At 30.5% G+C, this 22,542-nt stretch carries 28 protein-coding genes; 16 read left to right on the forward strand and 12 right to left on the reverse strand.

The window, feature by feature from the left end; all coding sequences use genetic code 11:
* Positions 1-6 precede the first annotated feature (6 nt).
* The 8 genes from ACIJYE_RS02085 to ACIJYE_RS02120 are packed head-to-tail and all read left to right on the forward strand — an operon-like array spanning position 7 to position 7,806.
* A complete protein-coding gene (locus tag ACIJYE_RS02085) occupies positions 7-1,179 on the forward strand; it encodes a mandelate racemase/muconate lactonizing enzyme family protein (RefSeq protein ID WP_435090870.1) in 1,173 nt (390 codons plus the stop codon).
* Positions 1,172-2,083, forward strand: coding sequence for an SMP-30/gluconolactonase/LRE family protein (locus ACIJYE_RS02090; RefSeq protein ID WP_435090871.1), 912 nt, complete (start codon positions 1,172-1,174; stop codon positions 2,081-2,083). The genes ACIJYE_RS02085 and ACIJYE_RS02090 overlap by 8 nt, the downstream gene beginning before the upstream one ends.
* Positions 2,058-4,748 carry a phosphoenolpyruvate carboxylase gene (gene ppc / locus ACIJYE_RS02095; protein WP_435090872.1) on the forward strand — a complete coding sequence of 897 codons (2,691 nt, stop codon included), beginning with the start codon at positions 2,058-2,060 and terminating at the stop codon, positions 4,746-4,748. The genes ACIJYE_RS02090 and ppc overlap by 26 nt, the downstream gene beginning before the upstream one ends.
* Positions 4,749-5,456 carry a cytochrome c biogenesis CcdA family protein gene (locus tag ACIJYE_RS02100; RefSeq protein ID WP_435090874.1) on the forward strand — a complete coding sequence of 236 codons (708 nt, stop codon included), beginning with the start codon at positions 4,749-4,751 and terminating at the stop codon, positions 5,454-5,456.
* 9 nt (positions 5,457-5,465) lie between these two features.
* The gene (locus tag ACIJYE_RS02105; RefSeq protein WP_435090875.1) at positions 5,466-6,053 is read left to right on the forward strand and encodes an FMN-dependent NADH-azoreductase; all 588 of its coding nucleotides are present in this window, start codon (positions 5,466-5,468) and stop codon (positions 6,051-6,053) included.
* 36 nt (positions 6,054-6,089) lie between these two features.
* Positions 6,090-6,896: an inositol monophosphatase family protein gene (locus ACIJYE_RS02110; RefSeq protein ID WP_435090877.1), complete on the forward strand. Its 807-nt coding sequence runs from the start codon at positions 6,090-6,092 to the stop codon at positions 6,894-6,896.
* Positions 6,893-7,456 (forward strand): DUF924 family protein, encoded by a 564-nt coding sequence (locus ACIJYE_RS02115; RefSeq protein WP_435090879.1) that lies wholly within the window; start codon positions 6,893-6,895, stop codon positions 7,454-7,456. Before ACIJYE_RS02110 ends, ACIJYE_RS02115 begins: the two co-directional genes overlap by 4 nt.
* Before the next feature lie 2 nt (positions 7,457-7,458).
* A complete protein-coding gene (locus ACIJYE_RS02120; RefSeq protein ID WP_435090880.1) occupies positions 7,459-7,806 on the forward strand; it encodes a DUF952 domain-containing protein in 348 nt (115 codons plus the stop codon).
* Here the strand turns inward: ACIJYE_RS02120 and ACIJYE_RS02125 are convergent.
* The 7 genes from ACIJYE_RS02125 to ACIJYE_RS02155 all read right to left on the reverse strand — a co-directional run bounded on the left by ACIJYE_RS02125 (position 7,803) and on the right by ACIJYE_RS02155 (position 10,093).
* Entirely contained in the window at positions 7,803-8,138 is a 336-nt protein-coding gene (locus ACIJYE_RS02125; RefSeq protein WP_435090882.1) for a DMT family transporter, read from the reverse strand. The two genes, ACIJYE_RS02120 and ACIJYE_RS02125, sit on opposite strands and share 4 nt — an antisense overlap.
* Complete coding sequence (locus tag ACIJYE_RS02130; RefSeq protein ID WP_435090883.1) at positions 8,139-8,471, reverse strand: DMT family transporter; 333 nt, start codon at positions 8,469-8,471, stop codon at positions 8,139-8,141.
* Positions 8,472-8,516: 45 nt separating this feature from the next.
* Positions 8,517-8,723 carry a tetratricopeptide repeat protein gene (locus tag ACIJYE_RS02135; protein WP_435090884.1) on the reverse strand — a complete coding sequence of 69 codons (207 nt, stop codon included), beginning with the start codon at positions 8,721-8,723 and terminating at the stop codon, positions 8,517-8,519.
* A gap of 99 nt (positions 8,724-8,822) precedes the next feature.
* Entirely contained in the window at positions 8,823-9,143 is a 321-nt protein-coding gene (locus ACIJYE_RS02140; RefSeq protein WP_435090886.1) for a nuclear transport factor 2 family protein, read from the reverse strand.
* A gap of 24 nt (positions 9,144-9,167) precedes the next feature.
* On the reverse strand, positions 9,168-9,461 hold the full coding sequence (locus tag ACIJYE_RS02145; protein ID WP_435090887.1) for a hypothetical protein: 294 nt from the start codon (positions 9,459-9,461) through the stop codon (positions 9,168-9,170).
* Between the two features lie 26 nt (positions 9,462-9,487).
* Positions 9,488-9,799 (reverse strand): hypothetical protein, encoded by a 312-nt coding sequence (locus tag ACIJYE_RS02150; RefSeq protein WP_435090889.1) that lies wholly within the window; start codon positions 9,797-9,799, stop codon positions 9,488-9,490.
* A gap of 9 nt (positions 9,800-9,808) precedes the next feature.
* Complete coding sequence (locus ACIJYE_RS02155) at positions 9,809-10,093, reverse strand: hypothetical protein (RefSeq protein ID WP_435090890.1); 285 nt, start codon at positions 10,091-10,093, stop codon at positions 9,809-9,811.
* Positions 10,094-10,274: 181 nt separating this feature from the next.
* Here ACIJYE_RS02155 and ACIJYE_RS02160 point away from each other — a divergent pair, with 181 nt between their 5' ends.
* Entirely contained in the window at positions 10,275-10,688 is a 414-nt protein-coding gene (locus tag ACIJYE_RS02160; RefSeq protein WP_435090892.1) for a hypothetical protein, read from the forward strand.
* Here ACIJYE_RS02160 and ACIJYE_RS02165 read toward each other — a convergent pair.
* Positions 10,685-11,686, reverse strand: coding sequence for a cysteine synthase A (locus ACIJYE_RS02165; RefSeq protein ID WP_435090893.1), 1,002 nt, complete (start codon positions 11,684-11,686; stop codon positions 10,685-10,687). The genes ACIJYE_RS02160 and ACIJYE_RS02165 overlap by 4 nt on opposite strands.
* The gene (gene epsC / locus ACIJYE_RS02170; RefSeq protein WP_435090894.1) at positions 11,686-12,264 is read right to left on the reverse strand and encodes a serine O-acetyltransferase EpsC; all 579 of its coding nucleotides are present in this window, start codon (positions 12,262-12,264) and stop codon (positions 11,686-11,688) included. Before epsC ends, ACIJYE_RS02165 begins: the two co-directional genes overlap by 1 nt.
* 71 nt (positions 12,265-12,335) lie before the next feature.
* On the opposite strand from epsC, the gene ACIJYE_RS02175 reads away from it, so the two are divergent.
* The 7 genes from ACIJYE_RS02175 (at position 12,336) to ACIJYE_RS02205 (ending at position 19,319) form a co-directional block, all read left to right on the forward strand.
* Positions 12,336-12,746 carry a VOC family protein gene (locus tag ACIJYE_RS02175; protein ID WP_435088819.1) on the forward strand — a complete coding sequence of 137 codons (411 nt, stop codon included), beginning with the start codon at positions 12,336-12,338 and terminating at the stop codon, positions 12,744-12,746.
* A gap of 3 nt (positions 12,747-12,749) precedes the next feature.
* On the forward strand, positions 12,750-14,231 hold the full coding sequence (locus ACIJYE_RS02180; protein WP_435090896.1) for an aldehyde dehydrogenase: 1,482 nt from the start codon (positions 12,750-12,752) through the stop codon (positions 14,229-14,231).
* Positions 14,232-14,351: 120 nt separating this feature from the next.
* Positions 14,352-15,314 (forward strand): ABC transporter substrate-binding protein, encoded by a 963-nt coding sequence (locus ACIJYE_RS02185; protein WP_435090898.1) that lies wholly within the window; start codon positions 14,352-14,354, stop codon positions 15,312-15,314.
* A gap of 72 nt (positions 15,315-15,386) precedes the next feature.
* Entirely contained in the window at positions 15,387-16,448 is a 1,062-nt protein-coding gene (locus ACIJYE_RS02190; RefSeq protein WP_435090899.1) for a quaternary amine ABC transporter ATP-binding protein, read from the forward strand.
* Positions 16,438-17,943: an ABC transporter permease gene (locus ACIJYE_RS02195; protein WP_435090900.1), complete on the forward strand. Its 1,506-nt coding sequence runs from the start codon at positions 16,438-16,440 to the stop codon at positions 17,941-17,943. Before ACIJYE_RS02190 ends, ACIJYE_RS02195 begins: the two co-directional genes overlap by 11 nt.
* Before the next feature lie 9 nt (positions 17,944-17,952).
* Entirely contained in the window at positions 17,953-18,561 is a 609-nt protein-coding gene (locus ACIJYE_RS02200; protein ID WP_435090901.1) for a LysE/ArgO family amino acid transporter, read from the forward strand.
* Positions 18,562-18,566: 5 nt separating this feature from the next.
* A complete protein-coding gene (locus ACIJYE_RS02205; protein ID WP_435090902.1) occupies positions 18,567-19,319 on the forward strand; it encodes an alpha/beta fold hydrolase in 753 nt (250 codons plus the stop codon).
* On the opposite strand, the gene ACIJYE_RS02210 is transcribed toward ACIJYE_RS02205, so the two are convergent.
* The 3 genes from ACIJYE_RS02210 to ACIJYE_RS02220 are packed head-to-tail and all read right to left on the reverse strand — an operon-like array spanning position 19,316 to position 22,504.
* Entirely contained in the window at positions 19,316-20,197 is an 882-nt protein-coding gene (locus ACIJYE_RS02210; RefSeq protein ID WP_271497306.1) for a carbohydrate ABC transporter permease, read from the reverse strand. The genes ACIJYE_RS02205 and ACIJYE_RS02210 overlap by 4 nt on opposite strands.
* 2 nt (positions 20,198-20,199) lie before the next feature.
* Complete coding sequence (locus tag ACIJYE_RS02215) at positions 20,200-21,228, reverse strand: carbohydrate ABC transporter permease (RefSeq protein ID WP_435090903.1); 1,029 nt, start codon at positions 21,226-21,228, stop codon at positions 20,200-20,202.
* A gap of 49 nt (positions 21,229-21,277) precedes the next feature.
* A complete protein-coding gene (locus tag ACIJYE_RS02220; RefSeq protein WP_435090904.1) occupies positions 21,278-22,504 on the reverse strand; it encodes an ABC transporter substrate-binding protein in 1,227 nt (408 codons plus the stop codon).
* Positions 22,505-22,542 lie beyond the last annotated feature (38 nt).

Below are 22,542 nucleotides of genomic sequence, written 5' to 3' on the forward strand. Positions count from 1 at the left end.
TCGATTGTGAAAATAACTTCTATTAAAAGTCATGTACTTAGATATGAGTTAGAAGAAGAATTAGGATATTCACAACAGTATTATAAACACCGAACTGCACATCTTGTAGAAGTTCAAACTGATGAAGGGCTTACAGGCTGGGGAGAATGTTTTGGACCTGGTAATATTGCTTTAGCTAACAAGTTTATTGTTGAAAAAGTTATCCAACCATTAGTTGTTGGCGAAGACCCAATCAACAAAGAGTATATTTGGCACAAAGTATACAACCTTTTAAGAGATAGCGGTCAAAAAGGAATGCCAATTCAAGCATTATCTGGAGTTGATATAGCTTTGTGGGATATTTTAGGAAAAAAAACCAACACACCACTCTATCAATTAGTTGGTGGAAAATGTAATGATCAAATACCAGTTTATGGTTATGGCATGATGTTACAGAAAAAATCCACTTCAGAGTTAGTAGATTTATTTAAGGAAGAAGCTAAACAAATTAAATCTAAAAACTTTAAGGCAATGAAAATGAAAGTTGGATTAGGCCCAACAGAAGATCTTAAGTTAGTTAGATCTGTAAGAGAAGTTGTTGGAAAAGACTTTAAGTTAATGGTGGATGCAAATCATGCTTATAATTTAAATGATGCTTTGTATGTGGGGAGAGGTTTGGATGAACTTGATATTTTTTGGTTTGAAGAGCCTGTTGCACCAGAAGATTATGATGGATACAGAGAATTAAAACAAAAAATCAATACAAATATTGCAGGCGGTGAAGCTGAATTTACAAAATATGGATGGAATGAGTTAATTAAAAATAAATGTATTGATATAGCTCAGCCAGAGGTTTGTGGATTAGGTGGAATTACTGAGTATCTAAAGGTATCAGCACTAGCACAGGCAAACTTTATTCCAGTTATAAACCACGTATGGGGATCTGCAGTAAGTATCGCCGTTAACTTGCATCTATTAACAGCACAACCTGATATGCCAGGAGGATTGTTTCCATCAAAATCAATGTTGGAGTTTGATACAACTGAAAAAAATGTTTTTATTACTGATCTACCTATAGAAAGTTTTTCAATCTCAGATCAAGTAAAAAAAAACAATGGATTTGTGTCTGTATCAGATAATCCTGGAATAGGAATTACACCTGACCCTGAGTTTCTCAAAGAATTTGAAATTTATGAATAAACTTAAAACAACTGAAGCAAAAGTACTTTGGAAATTAAGATGCAAACTAGGAGAAGGAACGCTTTGGGTTAAGGAGCATAATTCAATCTATTTTGTAGATATTAAAAAGAAAAGTTTTTTTTCTTTAAACACAAAAAATAATAAAAAGAAAAAATATAGAGTTAACAAAGAAATTGGTTTTTTAGCTCATATTAAAGGAGATATTTTTATTTTGGGACTTCAAGGTGAATTAAGAATTCAAAATATCAAAACAAAGAAAATTATTAAAAGCATTTTAATAGAAAAGGATATTAAATTAAATAGAGTCAATGATGGTAAAACGGACCCTAAAGGAAATTTGTGGTTTGGCACTATGGATAATCTTGAGAGAAAAATTGAAAAAGGCTCATTATATAAATTAGATAAAAATTTATTATTGACTAGAGTAGATAGAAATTACAGAATTACTAATGGACCAGCTTTTATTGATGAATTAAATTTTTATCACACAGATAGTTCTAAAAAAATAATTTATAAAATTAGAATAAATAAAAAGAATAAGATTATAAATAAAAAAATTTTTAAAAAATTCTCATCAAAAGAAGGGTCACCAGATGGTATGACGCTAGATAAAAATAAAAACCTATGGGTTGCCCATTTTCATGGGGCTTGTGTTTCTGTATTCAATGATAGGGCAAAATTAATTCATAGAATTCAATTACCTGCAAAAAATATAACTAATTGCACATTTGGTGGACAAAAAAACAATGAGCTTTTTATTACATCTGCCACAAAAGGTATGAGTAATGCAGATTTGCAAAAATATACATATTCAGGATTTTTATTTAGTGTAAAAACTAATATGAGAGGAAAATTACAAAAAAAATTTATATTAAGTAATGAAAAAAAGAGATCTTTATTATGAGAGGATACCAACTAAACTCTTAAGGGAGGATATAAGATTATTAGGAACATTTCTTGGTAGAGTTATAAAGGATCAGGAAGGTGAAGATTTTTTTAATATAGTAGAAAAATTAAGACTACTCTCCAAAAATACTTTACTAGATAAGAATAAAAAAAAGGTTTTTTCAAAAATTTCAAAAGAAATTAAGAGACTTAATCCTCAAAAAACTTTCAAAATAACTCGATCTTTTTCACATATCTTAAACTTGATGAATCTTGCTGAGTCACTAGATGCATCTCGGAAACTCAATGAATATGAGAATCCATATTTTAAAAATAAAAATCAAAATCTCTTTATAGAGGATATTATTAAAAATCTTTTTAAGAATAAAAAAATTTCAAATAATAAAATTTATGAACAAGCTAAAAATCTTAATATTGGTATTGTTCTTACTGCTCATCCAACAGAAGTAAAAAGAAGAACTCTAATTCAAAAGTATGCAAATTTAATTAAATTAACGGAGGAAAGACATTTATTTAAGAAATATCCCTCTAAAATAATTGAAATAGATAGAAAAATTTATACGGAAATTACTATAATTTGGAAAACAGACGAGCTTAAAAGGTCAAAACCATCTCCATTAGATGAGGCTAAGTGGGGTCTAGCTGTGATCGAGGATAGTTTATGGGATACTATTCCTAAAGTTTATAAAAGATTAAATGATATTTTTAGAAAAAATCTTAAAAAAGATTTACCTCGAGGTTTTAATCCTATTCAATTTGGATCATGGATGGGAGGTGATCGTGATGGAAACCCTAACGTAACTTCTGAAGTTACAAAAAAAGTTATTCTATTTTCTAGATGGCAAGCTGCAAAACTATATGAAAAAGAATTTACTAAATTAATTCAAGATCTATCTATGAAAGAATGTTCTACTCAAATTCAAAAAGTAACTGGTAAAACTTTTGAACCATATAGAGTTTATTTAAGACCTATTAGAGATAAAATTAGATTAACTCACCAATCAATCGAAAATCATTTAACAAAAAATGTACCACTCATTAATAACAGGTTGTTACAAGATAAAAATGAAATTTTGCAACCTCTTAGAATTGTAAGAGATTCATTAAATTTAAATCATGGCCAACTTATAGCAAATTCAGATTTATTAGATTTGATTAGAAGGGTAAGATGTTTTGGAATAAATCTTGCAAAAGTCGATATAAGACAAGAGTCATCAAGACATGAAAAATTAGTAAACTTTTCAATCAATAAAAAATTCAATATTAATTATTTAAACTTGAATGAAAATAAAAAGTTAAATTTACTTAACAAACTAATTAAACAAAAAAAATATTTTATAGATAGATTAATTATACGAGATAAAGAAAATAAAGAAGTTTGGAATACATTTAAGCAAATATCAAAAGAGCCTGATCAATGTTTAGGTGCATATATAATATCAATGACATCTAAAGCATCAGATATTTTATCAGTTTATTTATTACAAAAACAGGCGCAAACTAAGAATTTATTAAGGGTAGTACCATTATTTGAAACATTAGAAGATTTAAAAAATGCAAAAGATATTATGCAAAGCCTTTTCAAATTGTCATGGTATCGAAAATTAATTAATAACAAACAAGAAGTTATGATTGGATACTCAGACTCAAGTAAGGATGCAGGAAAATTGTCTGCAAGTTGGCATCAATATAAACTTCAAGAAGAATTGAGAAATCTTGCAAAGAAATATAAAATAGATTTAGTCTTCTTTCATGGTAGAGGTGGTTCGGCAGGAAGAGGTGGTGGGCCCATTCAAGCAACTTTAAAATCTCAACCGGCAAATACAGTTAATGGTAAAATTAGAATTACTGATCAAGGAGAAGTTATTCAGCAAAAATATGGATATAAACCTTTAGCTGAATATAATCTATGCAGTTACATAGGAGCTGTTATGGATGCTTCATTAAATCCACCACCAAAATCAAAGAAAAAATGGCGTGATTTAATTCAAAAAATGTCTGAAATTTCAACCTCTGCATATAGAAAAAATCTAAATCAAAGTGAAGATTTTATAAGATATTTCAAAACTGTTACACCACATAAATCTCTTGGAAAACTTGCTATAGGGTCTAGACCAACTAAGAGAAAAAATGTTGATAACATTCAAAGTTTAAGAGCAATACCATGGGTTTTTGCCTGGACTCAAATAAGATTGATGTTGCCTGCTTGGTTGGGCACTACAGAGGCTCTTAGATATGGATCAATTAAAAAATTTTCAAAAACATTAACTGATATGGAAAAAAATTGGCCTTATTTTGTGTCTACAATGGATATTTTAGACATGGTAATATCCAAAGTTGATCCTGAAATTTCAATTATCTATGAAAACAATTTAGCAGATGAAGCTTTAAAACGAATTGGTAAAAAACTAAGATTTCAATTTAAAGCATTAGTTAAATTGCATAACAAGATTACTCCAAAAGAGGTATTTAAAGAGAGAAAAGAATTTAGAAAGGCATTATTTATAAGAAATAATTACACAGAGATGCTAAATATTCTTCAGGCAAATATTATGAATAAGATAAATAATAAAAAATATAAAGAATTAGATAAAAAGTTTCTTGATGATGCTTTAATGACATCGATAGCAGGTATTTCTGCTGCAATGAAGAATACAGGATAAATGACTGAATTATTAATTGCTTTTGGAGCTGGACTAATAAGTTTTTTATCTCCATGTGTTTTACCTTTAATCCCTGGTTATGTTTCTTTCATTTCAGGACAATCATTACAAGATATTTTAGCTTCCAAAAAAATTAAACTTTTACCATTAGCTTTATTTTGTTTTGGCTTTTCTACTGTATTTATTATTTTAGGTGCATCAGCATCTTTTTTGGGGCAAACCCTTTTACAAAATTCTGAAATTCTTAGAATTATTGCTGGTATAGTTATAATAGTTTTTTCATTACAGTTAGTTGGTTTGATTAATATTGGGTATTTAAATTTAGAAAAAAGATTTGAAGCTAAAAGTTCTCAAAATATATTATTTCCTTATGTTATAGGTTTAGCTTTTGGTTTTGGATGGACACCATGTATTGGACCTATTTTAGGCTCTATTTTAGCTCTAGCTTCTATTGAGGAAACTCTGACTAGAGCAGTTATAATGTTAAGCTTTTATTCATTGGGTCTAGCAATACCATTTGTTTTATCAGGTTATTTAATTCAAAAATTTTTATTATTTTCTAAAAATTTTAAAAAAAATATTAATTTGATATCAAAAATAGGGGGTATTATTCTTTTAATTACAGGTATTTTAATTCTAACTAATCAGTTGCAAGCGATAGGTTTTTATATAATTAAAATTTTTCCATTTATGCAAAATTTCGGTTAAAAGTATTTTATGAAGATTTACCAAATAGATTCTAGTGCAAGAAAAAAAGGCTCTACATCAAGAGCATTAGCAAAAAAATTATTAGACAAAATTAAAAAACCTGGAGACGAGGTTTTATACAGAGATCTTGATGATGAAATGTTGTTTGTAAGTGGTTTAACCGAGTCAGGTATGAAAATTGATGAAAAAGATCAAACAGAGGAACATAAAAAAATGTTTGAACTTTCAGATAAACTGGTGACTGAGTTAAAAGAAAGCGATATCATAATAATTTCAGCCCCTATTTATAATTATGGCCCTCCCGCAACTTTGAAAGCTTGGTCTGATTTGGCCGCTAGAATTGGAGAAACTTTTAGGTTCAAACCTAATGGTAGAAGAGAGGGATTACTTAAAAATAAACAAGCCTATCTTGTGATTACATCAGGTGGGACTAAACTTAATAGTTCTGAAGATTTCCTTACCCCATGGTTAAAGTTTATATTAAATTTCTTTGGTATTGAAAAAGTTGATGTAATAAGTGCTGATCAAATGGCATTAGATTATGAAAAATCAATCAAAGATGCAGAAGCACAAATAGAAAATTTGTTTAAAAATTAACTTTATTCAATTTAAATTAAATAGTAAGAGATTGATGTGGATCAACTAAATTCAAAAAAATACAGTATCTATGCAAATTTTCTAAATAAGTTAGCAAAAGATCTAACAACTTTTTATCATTCAAAGTTAAAAGGAACCTTTAAAGTTTCTAATAAACTTAAAGGCAAAGGTTATGATCCTGTCACAACATCAGATAAGGCTTTTGAAAAATTCATTAGATTGAAAATAAAAAAGAAATTCCCAGATCATCAAGTTATAGGCGAGGAGTTTGGACACAAAAAATCTAAAAGTGATTTTACATGGGTAATAGATCCAATCGATGGAACTAGATCTTTTGTAATCGGTAATCCAACTTGGAGTAATTTGATTTCATTGAATTACAAGGGATATCCAATTTTAGGACTGGCCAATTTTCCAGTTCTTAAAAAGTATTATTTAAATTATTCTGACAAAATTGCTTATGTTTATGATAACGGCAAACGAAAAAAAATATCTGTAAATAAAAAAGCTACTTTTAGTAGCGCAAAATTATCAGCAGCTTTTCATGGAGCACTTTCTTTAAATCAACAAAAAAAAATTCCAAAGATTTTGAAATTGATGCAATTTCCATGCAGTGATGCTTTAAGTTATTCTCATTTAGCAGAGGGTAGAGTTGATGCTGTAATGCAATGCTCGAATAAAATTTGGGATATCCATCCATTAATTCCTATTATTAAAGCAGCAGGTGGCATTGTAAGCACGTGGTCTAATAAAGATGCAGTCAATGCTGGAAATATTTTAGTGTCATCTAATAAGATTGTTCACAATAAATTTTTAAAATTATTGAAACCAGTTTCTAAATGATCCCAAAAAAAGCACAAGAGGTACTAGATTTCTGGTTTAAAGAAACACCTGCTGAAAAAAGATTTAAAAAAGATGAAACTTTTGATCAAATTATAAGAGATAGATTTTTAAATGATTATGAGCTTGCCTCTCAAAATGAATATGATGATTGGCAAGATCAACCGATGAGTGCGTTAGCTTTAGTTATTCTTTTTGATCAATTTTCAAGAAATATGTTTAGAGATGATAAGAAGGCGTTTGCCCAAGATCATAAAACAAGATTGATAGTAAATGACGCTGTTTATGCTGGCTATCTTGAAGCGATGAATGAAAGTCAAAGATTTTTTATGATTTTACCTCTTATTCATAGTGAAGAAATTACAGATCACGACATGGCTTATTATTTGCTTAATAAATATTTAAGAGAACACGAAGGTTATGTCCAAATTAAAAAATTTTGGCAGGATCACACTAAAGCTATCAGACAATTTCATAGATACCCTCATAGAAACAAAGTTCTTGGTAGAGAATCTACTGAAGAAGAATTAGCATTTTTAAATGGCCCAAACTCTTCTTGGTAGTTGTGAATTTAAAATATATTTTTAAAATAATTGATAAGGAAGAGTGGCAAAAAGTAAAAGAGTCAGGAACTTATTTGGGATCTGCTAAAGATATACAGGATGGTTTTATTCATTTTTCAGGAGAAGAACAAGTTAAAGGAACTCTTGAAAAGTACTATTTAAAACAAAAGAATTTAGTTTTACTTAAAGTTGAAACATTAAAATTAGATCATTTAATTTGGGAACAAGCCTCTGATGGAAATATGTTTCCTCATTTATATTCTTCATTAGATTTGTCTAATGTTGTAGATGAATTTGAGATCATCTTGTCAGATGATGGTACTCATAAATTACCTGATAATTTTAATTAATTTAATTTCCCTAAGTAATTAACCATTACAACCCCAATAATAATTAAAACAATTCCAATAGTTGCAAATATATTTGGAACTTGATTGTACTTAAGCATTGCAAAAACCAAAACACCAGTAACTGTTAACCCGCTATATGTTGAATAAGCAAATCCAACTGGAAGCGCTGACATAGCTTTTGCCATACAAAACATCGTTATACACATAAACAATATACATAAAAATGAGGGTGTTAATTTTGTAAAACCATCAGATATTTTTGCAAAACTATTTGAAGCTATTCCAAATGAAATACCAACAGCTAAAAATAAATATCCAAACAAAGGTTTCATTTAATTATTTCCCAGAAGGTTTACCATTAAAACTCCAATTATAATAAAGGCCAAACCAATTATTGAATAGAGATTAGGCATTTGATCAAAGCGAATTACACCGACTATTACAGTTGCAATTATTGTTAGTCCTGCAAATGAAGCGTAAGTAATTCCCATAGGTATATTTTTCATTACCATTGAAAGAGCATACATGCACATAACAATCGTTATTCCGGTAATAATACTTGGAAATAGAAGAGTAAAACCTTCAGCTGTTTTTGCAAAACTATTTGAAGTAACTCCCAAAACAACAGCTAATATTAAAAAAGCGTAAGAGGTAGCGAGACTCATTTAATTACTCTAAATGAAATTTCGCTAAATATATATAATTATTTATTAACTTTTAAATAATTCTAAAGCTTTGTTTAATAACTCTTCTGATTTTGCATGGTCACCAGCATCATGGGCTGCCATACCTTGATCTCTTAGCATTTGTGCTTCAGCAATTTTATCATCTAAGTTCTTAGCCATCATAGGACATGAACCTGCATATACTGAACTTGTAAAAAGTACTAAGAATAATGTTATTACTATTTTTTTCATATTTTTCCTTGTTTGATTAATTGACTAAACAATATGAAAATAATAAGTTTTTAAAATAACCATTATTGTCACTTTGCATGTGCAAAATGACCCAAATAGCTATTTAGGAATTTTTGTTGCACCTGTTTCGAGTGAAATCATTTTTCCATCTTGATATTTAAATACAGCCATTACCGCTTCTGTATTTCCATCATTAAATGATACAAATGCATGCTCAACACCAATTTCATCATTTTCAAAAATCACTCTTATTTTATCTCTTTTAATGTCACCACTCATTGCCCACTTGATTACATCTGCTTTTCCCAAAACATTACCTGATGCATGCATGGTAAACTTATAATCATCATGTAAAATTTCATTCATTGCAGTCTCATCTTTTGCTTCCATAGCAGCATTATATTTTGCTAATATTGACATATTTATCTTTCTTTCTTTTAATTATTAACCAGAATGGTTCATTACTGAATCATCAGACATCATAGTCATTTTTGATTGATCTATAATTACACCAGCCTCAATTCTTGCTTTAATTATTTCTTCGTCTCCACTAAATCCTTTCATTCCTTCCATTGACTCAAAATGTACAATTACTGTCATTGTATTATCATCTTCTTTATCTGTGCCCGCAAAAGCAATTGTCATTCCATATTTTTTTAATTTATCTCCATTTGCAAGGATCATTTCTTTCCATAAGTTAAATCCTTTAGATAGTTTTTGTTCTATTTTTACGTACATTTTTATCTCCTTTTATTAATATTTACTTATTCACTAAAGATGACTCTTATTTCGTCTTCGATAGTTCCTTCAACTGCAACTTTCTTCAATTGCTTCTGAAGACTTTGATATTTTTTATCTGCTGACATTTTTGCATCAGCCTCATTATCTCCTTCAAACATTGGACCAATTAATGTTTCTCTAATTGTTCTTGGATCACCACCAATTTGAAATGAAAAATAAATATTGTGCTTAGGATAATATTTTTTTCTAACCTTTGCTAAACTTTTTCCAATTTCCATTGCTTCACCTAAGCTGTTATCTTTTACCTTCATTGTTCTTGTGTATATTGCTTGCATTTTTTTCCTTTAGTTTTTGTGATTTAAGATTACCTCACCAGCTTTTCCATCAACTGAATCAATTACTTCCTTATTTAAATCCATTCGTTTCGTTCTTGAAGCAGAAGCTCGTTCCATTGCATCATTATCTACATATAATGAAACAAACATTAAAGTTTTGTCATTTATACGAACTTCCAATAATTGTTCTGCTTCAGGAAATTCACTTGGTGCATTTGTTTTGTAAGTTTCTGCAATTTGATCTGCGCCTTCCTTAGATTTTAAGTTAAGAGTCGTTATTCTTGCTACTGACATTTTTATTCTCCTTTCATTATTAATTTTTCATTATCCCAAAAAATTAAATGCATAACATTATAAAAATATCGAAGAAAAAGGCTTAGTACTTATAAAATTTAGTTATTTTACAACTTATCTTAGAATTAATTTCTTACATTTAAAAATTAACAATAACAATTTTTTTTGATAAAAATTAACTATGATTGAAAAATTTAATGGAATTTTTTACTTAATCCTTTTCATAATTCATTTTTTAGGTTTTGGAATTTATGCTTATCAAATGATAATTAATAATAAAAATTTTAGAGCTAAATTTGAAATGGATGAAACAGCAACACCTATAATGCGAATGATAGGTGCTACTTTTCTAGGAGCATTATTGATGGCTCTTTATATAATGTTTGTCAGACCTAATGGTGTTGAAGGTACTTGGGCATTCTTTAATTTAATTTTTGTACAAAATGTATGCATCTTAATTGTAAACACTTATTCGATAAAAATTGACAAAACAGGAATTAGAAATGACTCGAACGAAGGTGTTATAGCACCACTAGTATTTACTATTTTGAGTGCTGTTCTAATATATGGGTTGTCAGATAAAATTTATATCTAAAGCCAATTAGGGAAGGGTAAACCTTTTTCTTCAAGGAATTTTTTATTAAACATCTTTGTTGAGTATTTATCACTTCTATCACAAAGAATTGTAACAATCGTTTTTCCTGGTCCTAATTCTTTACCTAATCTAATTGCACCAGCGATATTAATTCCACAGCTTGTGCCAAGGCTTAACCCTTCATTTTGAATTAGGTCGTAAAGAATTGGTAGTGCTTCATGGTCATCGATTGAATAAGCATCATCTATTTTAGCATTCTCAAAGTTTTTAGTTACTCTACTTGAACCAATTCCCTCAGTAATAGACCCACCTTCTGATTTTAACTCACCATTCTTTATATAATTATAAAGAGCAGAACCTTTGGGATCTGATAAATAAATTTTTATATCTTTATTTTTTTCTTTAAGAGCATTACTTACACCAGAAATAGTTCCACCGGTTCCAGACGAGCAAACAAATCCATCAACCTTACCATCTGTTTGATCCCAAATTTCTGGTCCAGTTCCCTCATAATGACCTTTTGCATTTGCCGTGTTATCAAATTGATTAGCCCATATAACACCGTTATTATTTGATGGTCTTAATTCATCAGCTAGTCTTGCTGCAATTTTTACAAAGTTATTTTCATCTTTGTAAGGCTTTGGTGCTACCAATCTAAGTTCTGCACCTAGGTTTTTTAATAAATCTTTTTTTTCTTGAGTTTGATTATCGTTCATTACAATAATAGTTTTGTACCCTAAGGAGTTTCCTAAAAGACCCAAACCAATTCCAGTATTACCTGCTGTTCCCTCAACAACAGTCCCACCTTTTGAAATTAATTTTTTTTCTTGAGCGTCTTTTATTAATGCCAATGCAGCTCTATCTTTAACTGATCCACCTGGATTTAAAAATTCAGCTTTACCATAAATATTGCATCCAGTTATTTCTGATGCAGCTCTTAATTTTATTAAAGGAGTATTTCCAATCCCTGAAATAAAATCATTTTGAATGTTGCTCATTAGTCTGATTTTGTATCACTATCTGGAGTAATACCATAAGGTTTGAATTCGCTATCAGCAATACCAACATTCTTTGCTGGTATACCAACCATAACAGCTTTTTCTGGAACATCTTTTGTAATCACTGCGTTAGCACCAATTTTTGCACATCTTCCAACTCTGACAGGACCTAACACTTGCGCACCTGATCCAATAACTACATCATCTTCAATTGTTGGGTGTCTTTTAATATTACGCTGACCATTTGAGTTTATACTTGGTGCAATCCCTCCAAGTGTAACCATATGATAGATAGTTACATTCTCACCAATTTCAGAAGTTTCTCCAATCACAACTCCCATACCATGATCAATAAATAAATTTTTTCCAATTTTAGCTTTAGGGTGAATCTCAATACCAGTTAAGAATCTTGAAAACTGGGAAATCATTCTTGCAATTATTTCAAATTTAGCGGTACTAAAAAAATTTGCTAGTCTATGAAAGAAGACTGCTTTAACTCCAGGATAAGTTAAAATTAAACTTAACTTAGATTTTGCAGCTGGATCTCGATCAATTATAGATTGTAAAAAATTTCCCATGTTTTTTTGCTAGATTGACTTAATTGTGATCTTTATATAGTGATTATATTTCGTAATTAAAGAGGAGATTTATGTATAGAAATACCAATTGTTTTCATTTAGCTGTCCCTTGTGGTGACTTAGAAGTAGCAAAAAAATTTTACAGTGAAACATTAGGCTGTAGATTAGATAACTCTGATCAAGAATGGGCTGATGTTGATTTTTGGGGAAATGAATTAACTCTTCATGCAAGTGAGCATAAATTAGATAACGAAAGACATGATGTCGATATGGGAAATGTTTCTGTTCCTCACTTTGGCGTGCATTTATCAAAGAAAGATTTTGATGCTCTTAAACAGAGATTAAAAGATAATGGCACCAAGTATTACGATGAGCCTTATTTAAGATTTAAGGGTACAAAATATGAACAAGAGACTTTCTTTGTAAAAGATCCTAATGAAAATGTTTTAGAGATCAAAACACTTACAGCTAACCCAGAATAGTTAGTGGCTACTAATTATAAAGCTATCGCAAAAAAATTAAAGTTTGAAGGAAGAGCATTTATCAATGGTAAATATGTTAATGCCATTGATGGTAAAAAATTTGAAACAATAAATCCTGCAACAGGAGAAACACTTTGCACTGTTGCTAAATGTAATCATAAAGATGTTGATCTTACAGTTAAGGTTTCAAGAAAAGCCTTTAATAGTGGTGTTTGGTCTAGATGTTCACCAGAGCATAGAAAAGAAGTTTTATTAAAATTTGCAGAATTACTTCGAAAACATGGAGATGAAAATTCAGTTTTAGAGTGTGTTGATACTGGAAAGTTAGTTACAGATTGTATTAATGAAGTCGCCAATGATGCTCCAATGCATTTCCAGTGGTATGGAGAACTTATAGATAAAGTTTTTGGAAAAGTTGGTCCAACCGAACCATCTATTACAAGTTTAATAGTTAAAGAACCAATAGGGGTTGTTGCAGGAATTGTCCCTTGGAACTTTCCTTTAATGATGGCTGTTTGGAAGATGGCTCCTGCATTAGCTGCGGGCTGCTCAGTAATTATCAAGCCAGCAGAAGATACTCCACTAACAGCAATAAGAGTTGCTCAAATTGGTAAAGAGGCCGGAATTCCAGACGGTGTATTAAATGTTCTTCCAGGATATGGAGATGTTGGTGAGGCTCTAGGTCGACACAAAGATGTTGATGCTGTTTCATTCACAGGCTCAACTGAAGTAGGTGGATATTTTTTAAAGTATTCAAGCGAAAGTAATTTAAAACCTGTTGCTTTAGAGATGGGTGGCAAAAGTCCATTTATAGTTTTAGAGGATGCGAAAATTAATGATGATTTAATTGATAATGCAATTAATTCTGCATTTTGGAATGGTGGTCAAAACTGTTCTGCAAACATGAGACAAATAGTTCACAAAAAAGTTAAAGATGAATTTTTAGATAAAATAATTAAAAGAGTAAAAAAATTAAAAGTAGGTGATCCATTAGATTTAAAATCTAATATGGGATCTATGATTTCAAAAGGACACTTGCAAACAGTTGATGGGTATATTCAAAAAGGTATAGATGAAGGTGCAAAACTTTTATCTGGTGGAGTATCGAACAATAAACAAAAAGGCTTTTATGCAAAGCCAACATTGTTTGATGGATTAAAAGAAAATATGACCATTGCTCAAGAAGAGATCTTTGGTCCAGTACTAGGAGTTTTGACAGTTAAAAATGATGAAGAGGCTTTGAAAATTGCAAGTAATTCAAAATATGGATTACATGCAAGTGTATTCACCCAAGATATAAACCGAGCATTTCATTTAGCCAAAAGCCTTCCATGTGGAACTATATCAGTTAACACTTTTTCAGAAGGTGATATTAAAACTCCATTTGGAGGTTATAAACAATCTGGATCATTGAGTAGAGACCAAGGTACTGAAGCATTAAATTCTTTTCTTCAAACTAAAACCATTTGGATTAGTCACCAATAATAACTGCGACCATTAAGATAAAAAAGCATTGTTATTTATACATTTTATAACTTTATTTCCTTTGACTCACTTAAATCATTCACGTTAGACTAAATTTTATAAATTAATAGGAGAGAGATAATGAGAATAATTAAAACTACACTTGTAGCTGGACTTATTTCACTTTTTGCAACATTTTCATCATTCGCTGAAAAAGTAAAAATTGGAGATCCAGGTTGGACAGGTGCAACAGCTATTGCAAACTTATTAGCTGCAGTTGTTACAGATAAAATGGGCGGAGAAGCAGAACTTGTCCCAGGAAACAACACTGCTATTTATGGTGCGATCGACAGAAGCAAAGGTGAGATTGAAGTTCACCCTGACATCTGGTTACCAAACCAACAAGCTTACACAAATGATTTAGTTCCAAAAGGAACTTTGAAGTTAAGCAGCAAACCATATGAAGGAAACCAAGGGTATTGTGTTTCTCAACAGTTTGCAAAAAAGTTTAATATTACTGCAATTGAAGATTTAGGAAGACCCGAAGTTGTTAAAGCTATGGATAGTGATGGCAATGGTAAAGGTGAGTTCTGGATTGGTGCAGATGGTTGGGCTTCAGCTAATGTTAACCAAGTTAAATTAAGAGACTATGGTTTATATGATGCGGGTATCGAACCAATAAGAGCAGCAGAAGCAGTTAAAAATGCAAGAGTACTTGACTCTATTAAAAAAGGTGAAGGCTATGCATTTTATTGTTACAAGCCACATGCGATTTGGGGAATGGCTGATGTAGTTATGTTGGAAGAGCCAAAATTCGATCCAGCTAAATACAAAATGGTACAACCTAAAGAAGATGCTGATTGGTACAAAAAATCATACGTAGCTTCTAAAGATGCACTTAAACAAATTCAAATTGGATGGGGAACTTCTCTAGAAAGTAAATCTCCAGCTATCGTTGAATTCTTTAAGAACTTTCAATTAACAGCAGATGATGTATCTGCTATGGCTTACGCAATTTCAGTTGAGAAAAAACAACCAGCTGATGTAGCGAGAGCTTGGATGAAAGCTAACAAATCAACAGTTGATGGTTGGTTAGGTCTTTAATCTAAAATAAATTATTTATACTCGGCAATTTTATATTGCCGGGTATATTTTCCTCAAGTAAAAGAAAGTTAAATGGATTCATCTGGATCAGCAATTAAAATTGAAAATGTTTGGAAAGTTTTTGGTAATACTTCCGACGAAGCAATAGATGCAATTCAAAATAAAAGAATTTCAAAAAATGAAGCTTTAGAGAAATATAACTCAGTTATAGGTGTTTCTGATGTTTCTTTTGATGTTAAACAGGGCGAAATATTTTGTGTAATGGGCCTTTCTGGTAGTGGAAAATCAACGTTAGTTAGACACATAAATAGACTTTTAGAACCAACCTCTGGCAAAATTTTAATTAATGGTCAGGATGTAATGAGTCTTGATAGAGAAAGTTTACAAGAACTAAGAAATAAAAAAATTGGTATGGTATTTCAAAACTTTGCCCTAATGCCTCATAGATCTGTTGTTGATAATATCGCAATGCCACTTGAAATTAGAGGTGTGAGTAAAAACGATAGATTAGATGCTGCAAATAAAATTTTAGATATAGTTGAATTACAAGGTTGGGGAAATAAATTTGCCCATGAATTATCAGGTGGAATGCAGCAAAGAGTAGGTCTAGCTCGAGCATTAGCAGCAGATCCAGATTTTTTATTAATGGATGAACCGTTTAGTGCATTAGATCCATTAATTAGGAGACAACTTCAATCAGAATTTATTAAACTTTCAAAACAAATGAAAAAAACAACTGTTTTCATTACCCATGATTTAGATGAAGCTGTAAGAGTAGGGCATCGTATCGCAATAATGAGAGATGGTAAAGTTATTCAGGTTGGAACACCTGAAGAAATTGTTGTTAGTCCAGCAGATGATTATGTCGCTGATTTTGTTAAAGGAATTTCTAGATTAAAAGTAGTTCAAGCTAAATCAATAATGCAATCAGTTGAAAATTTTGAAAATAAAAATGGAAAACTTTCAAATGATTTAGAAGTTGTTAATGAAAGCGATTTATTGAGTAAACTTATTGAGACATCAGCTTCAAGAGACAAACCAATCATTGTAAATAATAATCAAAATAAAATTATTGGTGTTATTTCTCAGTCCGATCTTTTAAAAGCAGTTATTGAAGGAGGAGATGGTGAGTAAAGAACTAAATAATCCCTCTCGATCAGAGTTAATAACTGATTTTGTTAAAACAAATCCAGATTATTATATTGATCAATTCCAAAAAATAGGAAGCAAGCCAACATTTTCTTTCTCATTTAATTTATATGCTGCAATTCTTGGGCCAATTTGGTTTGGAATGCGAAATATTTGGAATTGGGCCTTAACTTTTTTAATTATTGAAACTTTCTCAGTTGTTCAAATTATTAGAGGTTTATTTGGAAATATTACAAAGGATGCTATTCAAAAAATTGAACAGGTACAATCTACTATTGCTTTTAGAAACAAACAATTAGAAGCAGCTATAACTAACAATCCAGACAAAGTTGATGTTTATAAGAGGAACATTAAATCGTTAGAAGATGCTATGCAAGGCTATATAAATGAAGTCGATAGAATTGAAGCATCAGCTATTTGGATAACAATTTTTGGTATTGTTTCATTGATTTTAATAAAAATAGTTCAAGGTGTTCTTGCAAACTCTAAATTAGAAAAAAGATATTCTGAATGGCTTTCAGACAAAACAATAAGTCCAGGCATGCAAACTAAAAACTATTTTTTAAGTACAGTTTTTGCTTCTGTGATCATGTTCTTCTCTGTAGTTCATTATAGTTTTCCGGGTTTAATAGACATTATGAATGAGTTTCCAACTCATCCCGATATTAGATTGACGTCTATAGCTTGGGTCGAAACTATTTTTAATTATGCTGTTTTAAAAGGAGATGCATTGTTCACGGCAATTACAATTGGAATAAGATCTGTTTTAGATTTCTTAGAATTATTGTTTGTTAAAACTCCCTGGATAGTAATTATAACTACAATAGTAACCTTAACCGGATTATCAGCTGGGCCTAGAGCTGCAATTTATTCTGCTGGATTTTTAAGCTACATGGGGTTTTTAGGTTTTTGGGTAAAAGCTATGACAACACTCGCATTGCTTGGAACAGCTGCAATTTTAAGTATTGCAATTGGAATACCCCTTGGAATTTTCTGTGCTAGACGACAAAGATTTTATTCAATGATAAGACCAATAATGGATTTTATGCAAACAATGCCTGCATTTGTATTTATGATACCTGTAATTGCATTCTTTGGAACAGGGAAGGTTGCAGCAGTAATAATTACAATGATATTTGGTGGAACTCCTGTTGTTAGATTAACAGTACTTGGACTAAGAGGAGTGCCAGAGACAATCAGGGAAGCTGCAATAGCTTACGGTGCAACTAAATGGTATTTATTAAGAAAGGTAGATTTACCTTTAGCCACCCCATCAATTTTAGCAGGTGTAAATCAAACTGTAATGTTAAGTTTAGCAATGGTTGTAGTTGCATCACTAATTGGAGCAAAAGGTTTAGGACAAGATGTATTAGAAGCTTTACAATATGCCAATGTTGGTCAAGGTATACTTGCAGGTGTTGCGATATTATTTGTAGCATTAATTTTAGATAGGGTTGTTCAAGGTAAGAAAAGAGTTTAATAAACCCTAATGGAATTTCTGTTATTAGGTTTCTTTACTGGTTTAAGTCTTATTTTAGCAATAGGTGCTCAAAATATTTTTGTAATTGAACAAGGGTTAAAAAAACAACATGTATTTCTTGTTTGTATAGTTTGCTCTATTTCAGACTTAATTTTAATTTTTCTTGGGATATTTATTTTTCAATTTTTTAATCAGTATTTTAATTCAATTGTTGAATTAATATTCAATATAACTTTAGTTATTTTTCTACTTCATTTTATTTATTCAAAAATAAAGAATTATAATACGGCAGTCAATTTTGATACAGATTTAACCAGCATTACAGCATTTAATATTTTTTTAAAAACTCTAGGATTTACATATTTAAATCCACATGTTTATTCTGATACAGTATTTTTTTTAGGAAATTTTTCAAAAAACTTCATAATTAGTCAAAAAATACTTTTTGGAGTAGGTGCATCAATTGCATCTTTTTTATTTTTTTTCTTAATTGGATATCTTTCAAAATACCTGTCAAAATATGCGAAAAGTAAAAAAATTTGGAATATAATTAATATCTCAATAATTATTTTTATGAGTTTTTTAACATTGTTTATTATAACAAAAATGATTAATTAAATATTATGAGTAAAATTTATATAAATGATGTAGGTGAGGGATATCCTTTAGTATTAGTTCATGGTTATTTGGGCTCATCTGAAATGTGGTGCAATCAAAGAAATTTTTTTTCAAATTTTTGTAGAGTAATTTCACCAGCCTTACCTGGATTTGGTGAGAGTAGCGGCGTCCAATCATTAGACTCAATTAATAAAATGGCCAAGTTTGTAATTGACATAATAGATGAAAAAAAAATAGATAAATTTAATTTACTTGGTCATTCAATGGGTGGAATGATAGTTCAAGAAATAACTAAAATTGCTGGTAACAGAGTTAATAAATTAATTTGTTTTGCAACTGGATCTATCGGTGAAATACCCGGAAGGTTTGAACCAATTGACGAAACTAGAAAAAAACTTAAAGAAGATGGGGTAGAAATTTCATTTTCAAGAGTACCACAAAAATGGTTTGTAAAAGGTGACCAGGATAAAAATTATTATTTATGTGCAAATGCAGTTAAAAATGTTTCTCTAGAGACTGCTGATAATGCACTTAAAGCAATGCAAAATTGGTCAGGAATTGATGAATTAGAAAATATTAAAAATGAAACATTAATAGTTTGGGGTGATAAAGATACCTCATATAATTTTGATCAAGTTGATACACTTAACAAAAAAATTAAAAATAGTAGACTAGAAATCTTTAAAGATTGTAGTCATAACGTGCATCTTGAAGAACCAGATAAATTTAATAATTTAATTAAAGATTTTGTTAATTAACCTTTTACAGCGCCTGCTGTTAATCCACTTATTACTTGTTTTTGAAAAAACATTACCAATAAGAATAAAGGTGCTGTAGCAGAAACTACTGCTGAAACTGCCCACATCAAATTACCCTCGTGTTGATTGGTTCCAAGGTAACTCTGAATTTTAGGAACCATTGTATGATTTTCTTGATTAAGTAATAAGGCTGTCACAGTAAAATCGTTATATGCTAGCATTAAACTAAATAATCCAGCTGTTATAACTCCTGGCCACATCACAGGCATAATTATATGTCTGAATGTTTGAAAGTATGTACACCCATCTATTAGTGCACTTTCGTCAAGTTCTTTTGGAACAGTTTTAAAAAAAGAGTAAAGTAGCCAAAGTGTAAATGGTTGATTAATTGCTATTAACACTACAATTGTTGTAGGTAGAATTCCCCAAATTTGTAATTGAAAAAAAGGAAATAAGTATCCAGAAACTAAAGTTATATGAGGCATAGCTCTAAATACTAATGCAATAATTAAAATCCAAAATGCATAATTTTTTGTAGATCTTGATAAAGCGTAAGCTCCTAAGGTTCCAAGAAACAAAGAAACAGAAACTACACTTACAGTTACTATTATCGTGTTTCTTGATGCTTTCCAAAACTCACCTTCAAACCATGCGCCACTATAAGCTTCAGTTGTAAAACTTTTACCAGTTTCTAATAATGTGTTGAAAGCTGTTATTGCATACCACCAATCAGCTCTTGAAAAAAAGTCTGCTCTTACTTTGAAAGAACCCCAAAAAGTCCAAATAAATGGAAAACATGCTATCAATAACCAAACAACTATAAACATAGTATTGAAGGTCTTTAAACTATTTGATTTTTTATCTAATCCGTAATCCATTATTATCTATTTGTTCTAAATTCTCTCCAAGTTCTTATTAAAACTGGCGTTAGTATTATTGCTATTCCAATTATTGTCATTATTGAAGTTGCAGCTGCTGAGCCAAATAAAATAACCTCTTCATTAACTAAATTATCATATATCAACCAAGACAATGATTGAGCACTACCCTGTGCGCTAAAACCAATGATAGGTTCAAATACTCTAAAGTTATCCATTAAAGAAATTAAAGCTACAAATGTTACAACAGGATAAATATGAGGTAAAACAATATGCTTAACTCTCTGAAATCTTGAAGCACCATCAATAATTGAAGCTTCTAACGGTTCCTGAGGAACTGTTTGTAAAGCTGCATAGAATACTACAAAGGCAAAAGGGGAGTGATGCCAAATACCATAAATAATAATTGTGATCCAAGTAAGTGTTTTAGAAGATTTAACTGATAGATAAGGATCATTCATCAATAATTGTAAGTTTGCTCCAATAATTCCTTCTGCATCTACCATCCAAAATAAAACTAAAGAACCAACTAATGGAGTTACTATCATTGGTAAAATTGTACCAAAGATTAAAGCACCTCTTATTTTTCTAGAAATTGAATTTAGACTAAGGGCAATAACAAATCCCAACAATAAAACACATGGTGTAACAATAATACAATAAGTAAAAGTAAAAATTAATGCTTTATAAAAAGGTAGATTACCTACTTTAGTTAAAAATTCTCCAGTTGAATTGCTCTCACTCCAAAAATTAGATAATTGGTCAGTCGCTAAATGATTTCTGTCTACATAAGTTCCAAAACCATTAAATTTTCCAAGTGGCTTTTCTTCTCTAATTTTTGAAGTAGCTTCTTGATCAATTTGTACTGAAACCTTGCAGCCAAATGGATCACATTTTTTAACTTCTTTTAAAATCTGATCGTGTTGAGCATAGAAAGATTGAACACCTGTGGATATAATTGGTAACCCAATGAATAAAATCATTGCTAAACCAGTTGGTAAAAAAAACCAAAAAAAACTTTTATTAGGCATGAATTTTAGTTAAGTGGGGAATAAATCCCCACTTAAAGATACTTAGATATTATAGGAAACCTTGTTCTTTTGCTTTAGTGTTATAAGCAGCTTCAACATCTTTTAATGCTTGTTCAGCTGTCTCATTTCCTTGCAAAAATTCAACAATTTCATTACCCAAGGCACCGTGCATTAGTCCCATTTGAGGTAACATTGGATAAGGTTTTGCACCCATTTTAACTGCTTCAATTACACCAACAGATTTTGGTCCTGGAACAAATCCTTCAACTAACCAAACAGCTTGGTCTGCAGCTTTTGCTACCATTTCTTTTGAAGAAGCAGCATGAGCCATTGCTCTAAAAGAAGCTTCTGCATCTGCATCTGGTCTATTTTTAGCAAGTGTAAATCCATCCCACCAAAGTGTTGCAGCAGGAATGTTTCCACCACCAACAGTTGCTGGTGCAACTAGTTTAGTAGCAGCTGTGATTTTAGCATCTCCCTCATCATCTAGAAGAGTTCCAGATCTTGAAGCCCATAAAGTCATAATGGCAACATTTCCAGCTTCCCATTCTACTTTAATTGCTTCACTATCATGTGTTAAATAATCAGGATTACTCAAATCAGCTAATTTTTTTAGCATATTTAGAGTCGCTACACCTTTAGCATTATTAATATTTGGTTTTGCTGTTCCAGCTTTAAAGAATTCACCTCCATGTCCAATATACATGTTTACAAATTCTTCTGCTAAATTCCAGCCAGCTTTATAGGCTGCAGCATAAGGATATTTCATTTTTCCAGCTGCTCTAATTTTTTCAGAAGCTGCAACAACATCTTCGTAAGTTTTAGGAATTGCAATACCATTTTCTTTTAAGACATCCGTTCTTACATATAAATGCTGAGTGTTGGCCATAAATGCAACAGCCATAACTTTTCCATCAATTGTAATTAATTGAGAATCTTGAATGCCTTTTCCATATTTTTTAACTAGATCATTCATAGGTCTAATTAAATCACCATTCATTAATGGAACAATTGAACTGTTTGCTGCTACTCTAACAGAAAATTCTGAAGGATTAGCAGTTAGCGCTGGCACAGCAATTTTATTGTGCTCTGCTGAATGTGTTACTTTAAAATCTGCACTACCTTTACATTCTTTAGCTGTATCAACAAGTGTTCTTAATGCTGGAAAATCATTCGCCAAGATGTTGATTGATCCAGATTTAATATTACAGTCTGCATTAGCATAAGTGCCAAATAGCAAAAACGATAATACGATTAATATTTTTTTCATATTCATTACCTTTCTATAATTTTAATCTTTTAACCCTATAAAAT

It is taken from the genome of Candidatus Pelagibacter bacterium nBUS_30 (assembly GCF_051201245.1).
GTDB lineage: Bacteria > Pseudomonadota > Alphaproteobacteria > Pelagibacterales > Pelagibacteraceae > Pelagibacter.